This window comes from Achromobacter sp. K91 (genome assembly GCF_003576205.1).
Taxonomy (GTDB): Bacteria; Pseudomonadota; Gammaproteobacteria; order Burkholderiales; family Burkholderiaceae_B; genus Achromobacter; species Achromobacter aegrifaciens.
Genome location: NZ_QWFB01000002.1, coordinates 1 through 14,658, shown reverse-complemented (window position 1 = coordinate 14,658; position 14,658 = coordinate 1). Strand labels below are relative to the sequence as shown.

Annotated in this window: 15 protein-coding genes; 9 read left to right on the top strand and 6 right to left on the bottom strand. The window is 64.9% G+C overall.

Features of this window, described 5'->3' with window-relative positions; genetic code table 11:
* Nucleotides 1-40: 40 nt before the first annotated feature.
* The 4 genes from DXK93_RS00225 to DXK93_RS00210 form a co-directional block, all read right to left on the bottom strand.
* Nucleotides 41-1,024, bottom strand: coding sequence for a FecR domain-containing protein (locus DXK93_RS00225; protein WP_119449001.1), 984 nt, complete (start codon nt 1,022-1,024; stop codon nt 41-43).
* Nucleotides 1,021-1,527, bottom strand: a complete 507-nt coding sequence (locus DXK93_RS00220) for a sigma-70 family RNA polymerase sigma factor (RefSeq protein WP_054450300.1) — start codon at nt 1,525-1,527, stop codon at nt 1,021-1,023. The genes DXK93_RS00225 and DXK93_RS00220 overlap by 4 nt, the downstream gene beginning before the upstream one ends.
* 132 nt (nt 1,528-1,659) lie before the next feature.
* The gene (locus DXK93_RS00215) at nt 1,660-2,382 is read right to left on the bottom strand and encodes an META and DUF4377 domain-containing protein (protein ID WP_199728259.1); all 723 of its coding nucleotides are present in this window, start codon (nt 2,380-2,382) and stop codon (nt 1,660-1,662) included.
* Between the two features lie 430 nt (nt 2,383-2,812).
* A complete protein-coding gene (locus DXK93_RS00210; protein WP_119448999.1) occupies nt 2,813-3,637 on the bottom strand; it encodes a lysozyme inhibitor LprI family protein in 825 nt (274 codons plus the stop codon).
* 296 nt (nt 3,638-3,933) lie between these two features.
* Between DXK93_RS00210 and DXK93_RS00205 the strand changes: the two genes are divergently transcribed.
* Entirely contained in the window at nt 3,934-4,701 is a 768-nt protein-coding gene (locus tag DXK93_RS00205; protein ID WP_119448998.1) for an extracellular solute-binding protein, read from the top strand.
* A 98-nt stretch (nt 4,702-4,799) separates the two neighbouring features.
* On the opposite strand, the gene DXK93_RS00200 is transcribed toward DXK93_RS00205, so the two are convergent.
* Nucleotides 4,800-5,399: a nitroreductase family protein gene (locus tag DXK93_RS00200; protein ID WP_054450292.1), complete on the bottom strand. Its 600-nt coding sequence runs from the start codon at nt 5,397-5,399 to the stop codon at nt 4,800-4,802.
* A gap of 181 nt (nt 5,400-5,580) precedes the next feature.
* Here DXK93_RS00200 and DXK93_RS00195 point away from each other — a divergent pair, with 181 nt between their 5' ends.
* Complete coding sequence (locus DXK93_RS00195; RefSeq protein ID WP_119448997.1) at nt 5,581-5,952, top strand: tRNA-binding protein; 372 nt, start codon at nt 5,581-5,583, stop codon at nt 5,950-5,952.
* 205 nt (nt 5,953-6,157) lie between these two features.
* On the opposite strand, the gene DXK93_RS00190 is transcribed toward DXK93_RS00195, so the two are convergent.
* Nucleotides 6,158-6,706, bottom strand: coding sequence for a hypothetical protein (locus DXK93_RS00190; protein WP_119448996.1), 549 nt, complete (start codon nt 6,704-6,706; stop codon nt 6,158-6,160).
* A gap of 352 nt (nt 6,707-7,058) precedes the next feature.
* Here DXK93_RS00190 and DXK93_RS00185 point away from each other — a divergent pair, with 352 nt between their 5' ends.
* The 7 genes from DXK93_RS00185 to DXK93_RS00155 form a co-directional block, all read left to right on the top strand.
* Nucleotides 7,059-8,195: an FAD-binding oxidoreductase gene (locus tag DXK93_RS00185; RefSeq protein WP_054450289.1), complete on the top strand. Its 1,137-nt coding sequence runs from the start codon at nt 7,059-7,061 to the stop codon at nt 8,193-8,195.
* A 29-nt stretch (nt 8,196-8,224) separates the two neighbouring features.
* On the top strand, nt 8,225-8,641 hold the full coding sequence (locus DXK93_RS00180; RefSeq protein WP_119448995.1) for a RidA family protein: 417 nt from the start codon (nt 8,225-8,227) through the stop codon (nt 8,639-8,641).
* A 127-nt stretch (nt 8,642-8,768) separates the two neighbouring features.
* Entirely contained in the window at nt 8,769-10,214 is a 1,446-nt protein-coding gene (locus DXK93_RS00175; protein ID WP_119448994.1) for a M81 family metallopeptidase, read from the top strand.
* A 52-nt stretch (nt 10,215-10,266) separates the two neighbouring features.
* On the top strand, nt 10,267-11,838 hold the full coding sequence (locus DXK93_RS00170) for an ABC transporter substrate-binding protein (RefSeq protein ID WP_119448993.1): 1,572 nt from the start codon (nt 10,267-10,269) through the stop codon (nt 11,836-11,838).
* Nucleotides 11,839-11,890: 52 nt separating this feature from the next.
* Nucleotides 11,891-12,826: an ABC transporter permease gene (locus DXK93_RS00165; RefSeq protein ID WP_119448992.1), complete on the top strand. Its 936-nt coding sequence runs from the start codon at nt 11,891-11,893 to the stop codon at nt 12,824-12,826.
* 13 nt (nt 12,827-12,839) lie between these two features.
* On the top strand, nt 12,840-13,715 hold the full coding sequence (locus DXK93_RS00160; protein ID WP_054450278.1) for an ABC transporter permease: 876 nt from the start codon (nt 12,840-12,842) through the stop codon (nt 13,713-13,715).
* Nucleotides 13,716-13,723: 8 nt separating this feature from the next.
* Nucleotides 13,724-14,658: ABC transporter ATP-binding protein (locus tag DXK93_RS00155; RefSeq protein WP_147400200.1), on the top strand; the 935-nt coding region annotated here is incomplete at its 3' end.

Here is a 14,658-nt window from a genome sequence, read left to right as displayed (position 1 = left end):
CCCTCGTAGCCAGATAAGACGCAGAAAGTGCTAGTCGCCGTTACAAAATAGTCCCGCCGCGCGGCACCAGCGACACCCAGTAGCGGGTGCGATGGCGCAGGCCGAGTTGCAGGGTGTCCGCTACCGTGGCCAGCACCCGGTCGGGTTCGGCCAGCGGGAAGGCGCCGGAAATCGGCAGATGCGCCACTTCGGGCGCGCAATCGATCCAGCCCGTGCGGTAACGCTGAAGCTCGCGCAGGAATTCATTCAAAGGCATGCCGTCGACCTGCAGCATGCCGCGCTGCCAGGCGGCGGGGTCGCCGGTCAGCGCTTGGGCGTCATCGATATGGCCGCCGCCAAAGCGCAGGCCCATGCCGGCGGGCACGATGCGCGCCGCATCCGCCGAAGCGCCCGGTAGCGCCACGCGCACGGCGCCTTCCAGAACCTGTACCGCCGATACGCCATCGTCGCGCCTGACCACGAAGCGCGTACCCAATGCGGTGATGCTGCCTTCGCGGGTGCGCACGATGAACGGCCGGGAAACCTGTTGCGGGTCCGGCGCGGTTTCGATCAGGATTTCGCCGCCGTGCAGCGCGATCAGCCGCTGCTGGGCATCGAACAGGACGTCCATGGCGGTGGCGGCATTGAGCACCACGCGGCTATGGTCCGCCAGCATCACCTCGCGCCGGGCGCCGACAGCAGTGCGGTATTGCGCCACCCAGCCGCGCCAGGCTTCATCGACCTGCGCGTAGCCGATGGCGCCTCCGGCGCCGATCAGCACCAGCAGCTTGCCCAGCGCGGCGCGGCGGGCGGACGAGCGCGGTCGCCCCAACACGGGCAGCATGCCCTTGGGCAACGCCTCAAAACGGCGCGTAAGCGCTTCGGTGCGCTGCCAGGCGCGCTCGTGTTCAGGATCGGCCTGGCGCCAGGCTTGCCACGCGTCCCGGTCCGCCTGGCTGGCGCTGCCGGAGGTCAGCCGCAAAAACCAGTCCACCGCGCCGTCCAATGCACGCGGATCGATGCGCCCTGCCTCGCCGGCGCTCATGGCGCGAACTCCAGGCACTGGCGCAGGGCGCGCGCGATGTACAGCCGCACCGAGCCGACCGACACGCCCAGCGTCTTGGCAATATCCGCGTGCGTCTGCCCTTCAAGCTGGCAAAGCAGGAAAGCGCGCCGCACCGGGACGGGCAAGCCATCCAGCATGGCGTCGATTTCACACAGAGCTTCCAGCGCCAGGGCGCGCTCCTCGGGTGACGGCGACTGCGCCTGGGGCAGCTGCGCCAGCGTTTCCAGATAGGCGCGTTCGAGATCCCTGCGGCGCAGGTGATTCACCATGAGACCGTGCGCGATGGTCGCCAGATAGGAACGCGGCTCGCGAATGTCGCCCGGATCGCGGCGGGCCAGCACACGCAGATAGGTGTCATGCACCAGGTCGGCGGCGTCGAAAGCGCATCCCAGTTTTTTACGCAGCCAGCCCTGCAGCCAGCCTTGGTGTTCCTGGTACAGCGTATGCAGGGGGTGCCGCGGAGAGGGATCGGAGGCGGCCATGAAGACGCACGGTTATAAATGAGAATGACTACAATTTACAACATAGTACCCTGCACCGGGTGAAATGACTGCGCCCGGCCGCTGAATCCAGGGGCCGGGCGCAATGGGGAAATCCAGAGGGAAGCTGGCGTCTTACTTCTTCGACGCGTCCTGCTCCACCACCATGTCCAGCACATACACCTGCTTGGGCGCATCCGCGGGCGGGTTCTTCCAGTCGTAGCGCTTCACGCGCAGCACGGTGCGCACGCCATCCTGGTGCTGGAAGCCTTCGATGGACTGATACAGCGGATGCCACTTGTCCTGGGTAGGCTGCTGCACGCCGGCTTCGTTGTAGCGGCGCTCGCGCACCATCAGGCACTGATAATTGGGAATCAGCGGGTGGCTGCACTCGGCCTTCTTCGCAGCGACTTCAAGGAACATGATTTCGCCGGCGCTGCCGTACAGGGTCTCGGGCGTAGGTTCGCCGACGAACTTCAGGACGCTGCCGTCCTGCGCAACCAGCTCCAGTCCGGGTTCGGAAGCGTGTCCGCTGAGCGTGGCGCGCAGGTCGCCCTTCATGCGCTGGCCGATCTCGGCGTCCAGGCGCATCAGGCTCTGGTCGCAGGCCTTCATGGTCGACGCGAGGTTCGCCACCTGCAGCACGCCGTTCTTGTAGGTGTAGCCCCCGAACTGCGCATTGCAGCCGCCGCGGATGTTCAAGGCGTCCTGCGTGAACGACAGGCGCAGTTGATGTTCGACGCCAGCCTGGAGCGCGGCTATCGGCTTGCCCGCTGCATCGGTGGCGGAAGCCAGGCGCCAGTAATAGGCGGGCAGGCTAACTTCAGGGCTGGCGGGCGTGGTGGCGGTAGTGGGCATGGAGGACGATCCTTCACGGGGAGAGGAAGTCGGAGCGCAAGCTTGCAGCAGCGCGGCGCATACGGACGCAAGGAGGATGGTTTTCTTCATGGTTCGTTTCCTGTCAGCCGGATGGCACTGATGAAAAACGGGATTCTACGTTCGCGGGATGGACGTTTTAAACACGCAGCCATCCAGTCGGTTTCAAAATCTTGCCGCAGATCCGGCCTGAAACACACCCTCTGAGCAACGCAATCTACGGGTTTTCCCTAGGCATCCGTATAGCGCTCTTGCCTGCCAGCGGATCACCGTGAGGTTCTGCTTGCCTTACAACTAAATACATAACCCTCAAAATACTGCAAGTATTGCCAATCCACCGGGAACTGCACGCAATACGCGCAAACCACCGCAATACAAGGCCGATCGCGCGCTCGCGATCGGCTCGCCAGCGTCAATTGGCAGGGTAGGCCGCGCCCGTCAGGCAGGCTCGAGCCCACTCATAGTCGTCATCGCCCACGATCTCTCCATCGATCTTGGGCAGCGGCTGGGCTGGATAGGAAAAGTCTGGCTTTTTCGGCTTCATGTTCCATTTTGTCTCGCCCGCCTTATCGGAGCATGCCTCGTCCGAGCTGCTGAACGAGCAGGATGCCGCCAACTGCGGCTTGCCGTCCACGACGTTGGCGACATAACGCTTGGTGTAGACGCCGCCCGACGCCCAGTACTCGTCGACCGAGCAAATGCGGTCATTATTCTGGTAATGCCGCGTCGCGAAGCAGCCGTAGTAGGCATTTTCGCCTGGGAAGACGTCGCAAGAAGTCGAGTACCCGGCGTAAGCGCCGCCGGTGAATTGCGCCTGGAACTGCTGCTGGCGGACTGCGCTGCCGATCATGTCGGGGAGCGTGGCGCCCTTGTGCGTCTCCTTGAGCTGCGCCGTGCGGCTTTGGATCAAATCGCGAGCGACGCCTGCGGCCGTCTTGCCGTCGGGAACCGAACCCGGGTCCTCGATCAGGTTCGAGAGCGCGCGGTCGCGCGCCACAATCCAGCGCTTCTGGTTGTGCGCCAGCATGGCGCGGATATCTCCGTCGGGAGCCTGTTTCAGAATCGCGGCGTAAGCCCGGTTCAACTCGGCGTCCGCCGCCACGGTCTTGCGGTCCGAGCAGATCAGCTTTTCCACGGCGCTGGCGGCTTTGGCGCAATCGATCGCATAGGCGGGCGCGGCAAACGCGAACAGGCCGGCGACGCACAGCAGGCGGCCCACGGGGATTCCAGATTTCATGTGACGTTCTCTTTGAGAATGCGCTGCGCAGCGTTTCGATGCTTGCAGACCGTTAAGCCATTCATCGCAAGGCGGCAGCAAGGCTGCAATTTTGCACGCGACTTTTTAACAGACTGGAAACAGAGTTCAACGCTCTGCAACGCAGCGCGGATTGCACAGTCCATTGGAATATTCCCCTTCCCCTGCTCGTCTACTCAGTGGCAAGCCGCGCAAGAGACCACGCAGCACGCCACGGATCAACCAGCCGAACGCGCCGGACGCCCGGCGTCGGTCAGCGCAGAAATGGAAGTCTTGATATGAAGTCGATCAGATCGTTTGCCTGCGGCATTGCCCTGGCTTGCACCGCCGCCGGCAGCGCCTGGGCCGCTCCGGGCCTGAACGTGTACGGCCCCGGCGGTCCCGCGCCCGCGATGAAGGAAGCGGCCACTGCGTTCGGCAAGCTGCACGGCATTGACGTCAGCGTCACCGCGGGCCCCACGCCGGCCTGGGCCGACAAGGCCAAACAGGACGCCGACGTGATCTACAGCGGCGCCGAAAACATGATGAGTGGTTTCGCCTCGGCGCTCCCCGGCGTGTTCGAGCTGCGCGAGGCCCGCACGCTGTACCTGAGGCCCTCGGCCATCCTGGTGCGTCCGGGCAATCCCAAGGCAATCAAGGGCTTCAAGGATCTGCTCAAGCCCGGCATCAAGGTCATGGCCGTGTCCGGCGCGGGCCAGACGGGACTGTGGGAAGACGTGGCCGGCCGTCTTGGCGACATCGAAACCGTGCGCGCCTTCCGCGCCAACCTCGTGCTGCCGGAGGCCGGCAACAGCGCACAGGCGCGCACCCAATGGACCGAGGACAAGACCATAGACGCCTGGCTGATCTGGAACATCTGGCAGGTGTCCAACCCCGAGCTCGCCAGCATGGTCGAGGTGGAAGAGCCGTACCGCATCTATCGCGACGCGGGCGCCGTCGTGACCAGGAAAGGCAAGGGCAATGCCCAGGCGCAGGCCTTTGTCGACTTCCTGACCGCGCCCGAAGGCCGGGCGATCTTCAAGAAATGGGGCTGGAAGACGGATTGAAGTCCGCCAGAAGCCGGACGTAAAAAAGCCCGCGATTCCCTGGGAATTGCGGGCTTTCCGATGCGCTCGGACCGGGACGCGCAAGGCGTCCCGAAAACTCAGCCGGCCACGCGGAAGCGCTCGGCATCGTCCATGAACGCCTTTTCGCCGAAGCCGTTTTCGTTGGAGCCGAACGGCATCTGCGCGCGCAGCTTCCAATACGCCGGAACGTTCCATTCGCGAGCGACGGCGGCGTCGATCAGCGGGTTGTAGTGCTGCAGGCTGGCGCCCACGCCCGCGCTGGCCAGGGTGCTCCAGACCGACAACTGGGCCATGCCGCCCGCCTGCTCGGACCAGACCGGGAAGTTGTCCGCGTACAGCGCGAATTTTTCCTGCAAGCCCTGCACCACGCCCTGGTCTTCAAAGAACAGCACGGTGCCCACGCCCGCGGCGAAGCTCTTGAGCTTGGCTTCGGTCTGGGCAAAGCTCTCGGCCGGCGCGACCTTGCGCACTTCTTCGATCGCGATGTTCCAGAGCTTTTCGCTCTCGGCGCCGAACAGGATCACGGCGCGCGAACTTTGCGAATTGAACGACGAGGGGCTGTGCTTGATCGCTTCCTGGATCAGGGAGGTCAGTTCCTCCTTGGAGATCGACAGGTTGCGGCCCAGCGAGTACTGCGTGCGACGCTGCTTGAGGGCGTCCAGATAAGCGTTGCTCATGACGTTGTGGCCTTCCGACGAGTAGATAGAGGAAAATGCATGGCGAATTCTACCGACCGGCAATTGTCCCGAATACGTCCAGGAAGCCAAAAAACACCCCATTGCGCGGAACAAACTGTTCCGCCTATCGACCAAATCGGCTCTGCGCAAGGTGACGGACAGCCCAATCCAAGGACCCAACGTGCATTACACCCAAGACCCGAACACCCCCGCCGCCGCCGATATCGGCTTTGACGACTTCCTCAAGGTCGACATCCGCATCGGTACCATCCAGTCGGCGCAGGCCTTTCCCGAGGCGCGCAAACCCGCCTACAAGCTGACGATAGATTTCGGCGCCGGCGTGGGCATCCGCAAGAGTTCGGCGCAGATCACCGATCGCTACACGCTGGAACAGCTGACGGGCAAGCGCGTCATGGCGGTGGTGAACTTTCCGCCGCGCCAGATCGGGCCGATGAAATCCGAAGTGCTGGTGCTGGGTTTCGCGGACGAGTCCGGCGGCATCGTGCTGGCAGTGCCGGATGATCAGGTTCCCAATGGCACCCGCCTGACCTGAAAGATTGCCGGTCCAGGCGATAGACCAACACGGCTCAAGCATGAGAATGTCAGCTTGATCCCTGCTCTGACCCGTGCCTTTGCTGTGTGCGGGTCAGCATTGCACGCCGAAATCCAATAAAGCCCGCGAGACCATTCCCTGAATCAGCCCAAGCCTTGGATTTCTACGCATGTAGTGCATCCTGACTAATCCGCTTCCCGACCGTCTACCCAGGCGGTTCCGGATCCTTTTGTTGGTAAGCGTGGATACCTAGAGCGGTAAACCCGAAGGTGAGTGATGCGAAAGTGCCGGCAAACAGGAACAGGCCAAGCACGTCGAACGGATCACCACGGGATTCCACGCTCTGCGTCCCATCTCTATGGGTTATTTGAGTTTGAATGCGCCCCTTCGCTCGATTTGTACGCACTTCTTGCCCTAGTTCATGCTGCCTTATTTCTGCAGATGAAACGTCCAAAAGAAAAAGCCGAACGGACACAAAAGCAAAAAAACAAACAAGCCCCACCGCCATGCCCCAGATTGCCAACTTTCTCGCAAACAGGAGCGAACCTAGGTCTTGCTTGTAAGCAACGAGAAAAAGCGTAGCGAAAGCAGAGACTATTGTCCCGATGACAGGATACAAGGGTGCGATCGTTGAGTTGTCAACGGCAATCGGTACCTTGAGAAGCGCCGTGGCTCCGGGAAAGGCAAGCGCAGCGACAGCGAGCAGGCCCCATAACGAGCTCAAGAATGTGAACAAGCGTTTAAGTGCGGTCATGTGTTGTCCTCAATTCAATCCGAATGGGTAAGACCGCGTGACCGGTCGGGTGCTTAGCGCTTCCCTAGACGCCTTTCTACCCGTCAGGACAAGGTAAAGGAACTATTAGCCATACCCTGACGGATGAACCTCCTGGCGTTGCCGCTTCGTCCTGCGCGCGGCACCGATCATATGCAGCGTAGCGGCGCATCCCCTGCCTCACCTTTAGCCGCCCGACAGTTCCTGTTGCGCAAGCGAAAAGGCTATGGCGTCTCAGCCCACACCATCGGGGCTTTCCCCTATTACTTGTCTGCCGTCAAAAAACTATCGTATTCGAGAATTATCAAATAAGAGAATTCTCGCTTCCGACAAAATGACAGCAGAACCCCTATTCGATTACGCCGTGATCGGCGCCGGCATCGCCGGCGCTTCCGTGGCCTACCGCCTGAGCGCCACGGCCTCGGTGGCCGTGTTGGAACGCGAGGCCCAGCCGGGCTACCACTCCACCGGCCGTTCCGCGGCCATGTTCATGGAAACCTACGGCACGGACCAGATCAAGGCGCTCACGCGCGCCAGCCGCGCCTTCTACGAAAATCCGCCGCAGGGCTTCAGCGAGCATCCGCTGCTCAGCCCGCGCGGCGTGCTGTACATCGCCACGCCCGAACAGCGGGACCTGCTGCGCCAGGTCTATGACGACTTCCGCAGCCAATCGCCCAATGTGGCGCTGATCGACGCCGAAGCGGCCGTCGAGCGCGTGCCCTGTCTGCGCGCCGACCAGATCTGCGGCGCCATCGAAGAACCGGACGCGCGCGACATCGACGTGCACGCGCTGCATCAGGGTTTTCTGCGCGGCATGTCGCGCCAGGGCGCAGTGCTGCACAACAATGCCGAAGTCGTGTCGGCCGCCCATGCGGACGGCGTCTGGACGCTGACGCTGGCCGATGGCCGCAGCCTGCGTGCGCGAGCGCTGGTCAACGCCGCGGGCGCCTGGGCGGACCATACCGCGGCCCTCTGCGGGGCCTCGCCTGTCGGCCTGCAGCCGTGCCGCCGCACCGCCTTCACGTTCTCCGGCCCGCAGGACGTGGACTTTGCCCATTGGCCGGCCGTGGTCGGCGTCGACGAAAGCTATTACTTCAAGCCCGATGCCGGCCAATTGCTGGGATCGCCGGCCAACGCCGATCCGGTCGCCGCGCATGACGTGGTGCCGGAAGAACTGGACGTGGCCACCGGCATCTACCGCATCGAAAGCGCGACCTCGCTCACCATCCGCCGCCCCAAGCACACCTGGGCCGGCCTGCGCTCCTTTGTGCGCGACGGCGATTTCGTGGTCGGCTGGGATGCCGATGCGCCCGCCTTCTTCTGGCTGGCAGCCCAAGGCGGCTATGGTATCCAGACGGCCGCGGCGACTTCTGAGCTGGCTGCCGCGCTGCTCACGCGCCAGCCGCTGCCCGCCCATCTGCATGCGCACGGCGTGAATGCCGAAGCCGTGCGTCCTGCGCGATTGCGCTGAACCCACCCCCTTGCCTGCGAGAGTCCACCATGACCACCATTGCCCGCTACCCCAGCCCCCTGCCCCTGCCGTTCTCCCGCGCCACCCAGGCCGGCGGCTTCCTGTTCCTGTCGGGCCAGATCCCGATGGACGCCAACGGCCAGGTCGTGCGCGGCGACATCACCGCCCAGACCCATGCCGCCATCGAGCGCATCAAGGAAACGCTGGCCCTGGCGGGCGCCACCCTCAAGGACGTGGTGCGCGTGACGGTATGGCTGTCGGACCTGGAGCTCTTTGCGCAGTTCAACGACACCTACCGCAGCCATTTCTCGTCCGACTTCCCTTCGCGTTCGACGGTCGAGGCCAAGCTGGCCATGGGCGTGGACGTGGAAATCGAGGTGCAGGCCTGGCTGGGCGCGGCAGTCGCGCACGGCGGCTACACGCCGGGCCCCGTGTCCGAAGCCTGATCCCGCCCCGCGGGCCTGTCCGATGGTTTGACACTGCCCGGCCCTCGCGCCAGGCGGTGCGGTCTTTTCCTTGCGCTCGCGGCAACGCCTGCGCCCCCATGTGCACATCCTTACGCGGAGCGGCAGCATGAAAATCTTTTCCGGGTCCCTGGCGACCGAGACGAACACCTTCTCTCCCATCCCGACCGGGCTGTCGGCCTATCGGGCGCGCGGCTACTACCCCGCAGGCCAGCATCCGGACCGCATGCAGATGTTCTCGGGGCCGCTGTGGGCGGCGCGCCAGCGCGCGCAAGGCAAGGACTGGACCTTGATCGAAGGCCTGACCGCCGGCGCAACGCCGGCCGGCATCACCACCCGCCACGCCTACGAAACCCTGCGCGACGAACTGCTGGGCGACCTGAAGCGCGCGGGCCGCGTCGACATCGCCCTGTTCGGCCTGCACGGCGCCATGGTGGCCGACGGCTACGACGACTGCGAAGGCGACCTGCTGCGCCGCGCGCGCGAGATCGTGGGCCCCGACACCGTGATCGGCGCCGAACTGGACCCGCATTGCCACATGACGGCGGACATGGTGGAAAGCGCCGACTTCCTGGTGTGCTTCAAGGAATATCCGCACACGGACATCCTGGAACGCGCCTACGACCTGGTGGACCTGTGCGTGGCGCGCGCCGAAGGCCGCATCAAGCCGGCGCGCGCCGTGTACGACTGCGAGATGATCTCCATCATGCACACCAGCCGCGAACCCATGCGCAGCTTCGTCGACCGCCTGCTCGCGATGGAAGGCAAGGAAGGCGTGCTGTCGGTGTCGATCGCGCATGGCTTCCCGTGGGGCGACACCCCCGACATGGGTTCCAAGGTGCTGGTCTATACCGACGGCGACCAGGTCCAGGCCAACGCCCTGGCGCGCGCGCTGGGCGAAGAGATCATTGGCTTTCGCGACCAGTTGGCGCCGCCCTACCCCGGCGCCGACGAAGCGCTGGACCAGGCCCTGGCGTTGAACGACTTTCCGGTGGTGCTGGCCGATTCCGCCGACAACGCGGGCGGCGGCGCACCCAGCGACGCCACCTTCATCCTGGAACGCGTGCTGGCGCGCGGCATCACCGACGTCGCGACCGGCCCCTTCTGGGATCCGGTGGCGGTGCAGCTCTGTTTCGAAGCTGGCGAAGGCGCGCGCATCCAGCTGCGCATCGGCGGCAAGGTCGCGCCGGTATCGGGACAGCCGCTGGACCTGGACTGCGAAATCGTGGCGCTCAAGCGCGACGCCATCATGACCGGGCTGGCCGGCACGCCCGCCCTGCTGGGCGACGTGGCCATCGTGCGCAGCCAGGGCGTGACCATCGCCCTGACCACCAACCGCACCCAGGCCATGGGCACCGACCTGTTCACGCAGTTCGGCGTGGACCTGCAGGCCATGAAGCTCATCATCGTGAAATCGTCGCAGCATTTCTACGCCTCGTATTCGCAGGTCGGCCGCCACGTCATCTACGTGGAAACGCCGGGCGCCATCACCACCGACTACAACGCGCTGCCTTACACCAAGCGCAAATTGCCGAAGTGGCCGTTCAAGGCCTGAGGCTCAACGATCGCCGCCCGACCAGGGCTTAGGAATAACGAAGGGGATAACAATGATCAGACGTTTCAGTTTGCTGGGCGCAGCCGCCCTGCTGGCCATGGGGGCCGCCACCGGCGCGCTGGCGCAGACCAAGACCCTGCGCCTGGTGCCGCACGCGGACCTCAAGACGCTGGACCCGCTGTTCAACACGGCCTACATCACGCGCAACCACGGCTACATGGTGTTCGACACCCTGTTCTCGCAGGACAGCAAGGGCCAAGTCAAGCCGCAGATGGTGGACAGCTGGACCGTGTCCGAGGACGGCAAGAGCTGGAGCTTCACGTTGCGCCCAGGCCTGAAGTTCAATGACGGCACGCCCGTCAAGGCCGAGGACTGCGTGGCGTCGATCCAGCGTTGGGCCAAGAAGGACACGCTGGGCCAGGCCATGATGGCCGCGGGCGCCGAACTCGCGGTGACCGGCGACAACAGCTTCACGCTGACGCTGAAGGAGCCTTTCGGCCTGGTGCTGGACGCCCTGTCCAAGCCTTCCGGCATGCCGCCCTTCATCATGCCCAAGCGCCTGGCCATGACGGACCCGAACACCCAGGTCACGGAAATGGTCGGCTCGGGCCCCTTCCTCTTCAAGCGCGATGAATGGGTGCCGGGCAACAAGGTCGTGTACGTGAAAAACCCGGCCTACGTGCCGCGCACGGAACCTGCCGACGGCCTGGCGGGCGGTAAGAACGTCAAGGTGGACCGCGTCGAGTGGGTCTACATTCCCGACGGCAACACGGCCACCGCCGCCCTGATGAACGGCGAAGTCGACATGATCGAACAGACCACGCCCGACTTCCTGCCCGTGCTGGAGACCAACAAGGACATCACCCTGAACACGTCCGTCGCGACGCAGGGCATGGTCATCCTCAATTCGCTGCATCCGCCCTTCGACAACCAGCTTGCCCGCCAGGCGCTCTACCACCTGGTGAACCAGAAGGAAATGCTGTCGGCCATGGGCTACCCGGAGAAATACCGCGTGGACTATTGCCCCAGCCTCTTTGTCTGCGGCTCGCCGCTGGCCAGCGACGCGGGCGCGGCGCCGTACGCCAAGACCGACCCGGCGCGCGCCAAGCAACTGCTGCAGGAAGCCGGCTACAAGGGCGAGAAAGTCGTGGTGCTGTACCCCACGGACCACCTCAGCGCGCCCGCCGTCATGGTGCTGACGCAGAACATGAAGAAGGCCGGCATCAACGTCGACCTGCAATCCATGGACTGGGCCTCCCTGGCCGGACGCCGCCTGAAGAAGGATCCGCCCGCGCAAGGCGGCTGGAACGTCTTCCTGACCTGGGGCGGCTATTACGACGCCAGCACGCCGGTGACCAATCCCTGGATGTCCGCCGCTTGCGGCAACAGCCTGCCGGGCTGGCCCTGCGACAAGGAACTGGACGCGCTGCGCACCAGCTGGATCCGCGAAACGGACCCGGCCAAGCGCAAGGACATCGCCGCGCAGATGCAGGCGCGCGCCTACCAGAGCGTGCCGTATGTTATGTGGGGGGAATTCAAGCCCGTGTCCGCGTTCCGCGGCTTGCAACACACCGAGCTGCTGAAGACCGGCATCCCGGTGATGTGGAACATCGAGAAGCCGTAAGGCGGGCGCCGGGCGCCATGAGCGCCCGGCCACAAGCCGGGGGAAAACCAGCGTGAAATACATACTGCGCCGCATCGCGGCCGTCATTCCTGTCATGGCCGTGGTCGCGGTCGTGGTGTTCCTGCTGATCCACCTGTCGCCGGGCGATCCCGCGGCGGTGATCGCGGGCGACAACGCCACCGCCGACGACGTGGAGAAGATCCGCCAGAACCTGGGGCTGGACAAACCATTGCTGCAGCAGTTCGGCATCTGGGTCAGCCACATCGCCACTGGTGATCTGGGCACGTCGATGTCGACACAGATGCCGGTCTCGCAGCTGATCGGCCAGCGCATGGGGCCGACGCTGTCCATCGCCATTTTCACCATGCTGTTCGCGGTGATCGCGGCGATTCCGCTGGGCGTGCTGGCGGCCTGGCACGCGGGACGCTGGCTCGACCGGCTGGTCATGATAGGCGCGGTCTGCGCATTCTCGGTGCCGGTGTTCCTGATCGGCTACAGCCTGGTCTACGGCTTTTCGATCAAGCTGGGCTGGCTGCCGGTGCAGGGCTACAAGCCCCTGGCCGACGGCGTGGTGCCCTACCTGCGCCATCTGGTGCTGCCCTGCCTGTCGCTGGGTCTGGTCTACATGGCGCTGCTCACGCGCATGACGCGCGCCACCATGCTGGAAACCCTGTCCGAAGACTACATCCGCACCGCCCGCGCCAAGGGCCTGGCGGCTGGCCCCATCGTCTGGCATGCGCTGAAGAACGCCGCCAATCCCATCGTCACCACCATCGGCGTCGGCGTGGCCCTGCTGATCGGCGGCGTCGTGGTCACGGAAACCGTATTCGCGATTCCCGGCCTGGGCCGCCTGACCATCGACGCCGTGCTGCGCCACGACTATCCCGTGATCCAGGGCGTGCTGCTGGTGGCCTCCGGCATCTATGTCCTGATCAACCTGCTGGTCGACCTGAGCTACCGGCTCTTCGATCCGCGCATCCGCTATTGAACGGGGACTACGCATGACGACCACTACCCTGTCCCTGCCCGCGCGCCGGCCGCGCCATCGCCGCGTGCTGCGCTCGCTGCGCCGCCATCCCATGCTTTACATCGGCGGCGCCATCCTGCTGGCGCTGGCCGCGATTGCGCTGGCCGCGCCCTGGCTGGCCACCGTCGATCCGCAGGACATCAATCCGCTGGCGCGCATGAAGCCGCCATCGTCCGAACACTTCTTCGGCACCGACGCGCTGGGCCGCGACGTCTATTCGCGCACCGTCTGGGGCGCCCGCGTCTCGCTGGTGGTCGGCATCGTGGTGGCGGTGGTCTCCACCGTCGCCGGCGTGGCCCTGGGCATGGCCGCGGGCTACTTCCGGCGCATCGACGCCTTCATCATGCGCATCATGGACGGCCTGATGGCCATTCCGGGCGTGCTGCTGGCCATCGCCCTGATGGCCACGCTGAAGGGCGGCCTGGGCACCGTGATCATCGCCATCGTCATCCCCGAGGTGCCGCGCGTGGTGCGGCTGGTGCGGGCGCTGGTGCTGACGATACGCGAGCAGCCCTATATCGAGGCCGCCATTTCGTCCGGCACGCGCGTGCCCGCGATTCTGCTGCGCCACATCCTGCCCAACCTGTTCGCCCCGCTGATGGTGCAGGCCACCTTCATCGCGGCGTCCGCCATCCTGACCGAGGCCGTACTGAGCTTCCTGGGCGTGGGCATACCGCCGCAGATCCCCAGCTGGGGCAACATCATGGCCGAAGGCCGCAACTTCGTGGCCGTGGCTTTCCACATCATCCTGTATCCGGGCTTGTTCCTGGGCGTGGCCGTCCTGGCCGTCAATCTGGTGGGCGACGGGCTGCGCGACATGCTCGATCCCCGTCTGGCGAAAAAGCTGTAGGAGCGCCCATGCAAACCCAACCCGTCTTGCGCGTGCACGACCTCACCACCTGTTTCGATGGCGATGAAACCACAGTGCTTGCCGTGGACCGCCTGTCCTTCGACCTGATGCCCGGTGAAACCCTGGGCCTGGTCGGCGAATCCGGCTGCGGCAAGAGCGTCACGTCCCTGTCCATCATGCGCCTGTTGCGCGCCCCCGGGCGAGTGGCCGGCGGCAGCATCGAGTTCGACGGCCAGGATCTGCTGGCGCTGCCAGAAAAGGCCATGCGCGCGATCCGCGGCAACCAGATCTCGATGATCTTCCAGGAACCCATGACCTCGCTGAACCCGGTGTTCACGGTGGGCCGGCAGATCAGCGAATCGCTCATGCTGCACCAGGGCCTGTCGCGGCGCGAGGCCATGGCACAGGCCGAATCGCTGCTGAAGCTGGTGCAGATCTCCGACCCGGCGCGCCGGGTGCGCGAGTATCCCTACCAGCTGTCGGGCGGCATGCGCCAACGCGCCATGATCGCCATGGCGCTGGCGTGCCAGCCCAAGGTCCTGATCGCCGACGAGCCCACCACCGCGCTGGACGTCACCATCCAGGCGCAGATCCTGCACCTGCTGCGGGAAATCCAGCAGCGGCTGGGCACCTCCATCGTGCTGATCACCCATGACCTGGGCGTGGTCGCGCAGATGTGCCAGCGCGTCATCGTGATGTACGCCGGGCGCAAGGTCGAGGAAGGCAGCGTCGACGACATCCTGGATCGCGCCCAGCACCCCTACACCCAGGCGCTGATCCGCTCCCTGCCGGACTTCGCCGACGGCCAGGACCATACGGCGCGGCTGGCCGAGCTGCCTGGCATCGTGCCGGTGATGACGCCCGAGTCGCGCGGCTGCGCCTTCGCGGCGCGCTGCCCGGAGGCGCAACCGCGCTGTTCCGAGCCTGTCTCTTATACACATCT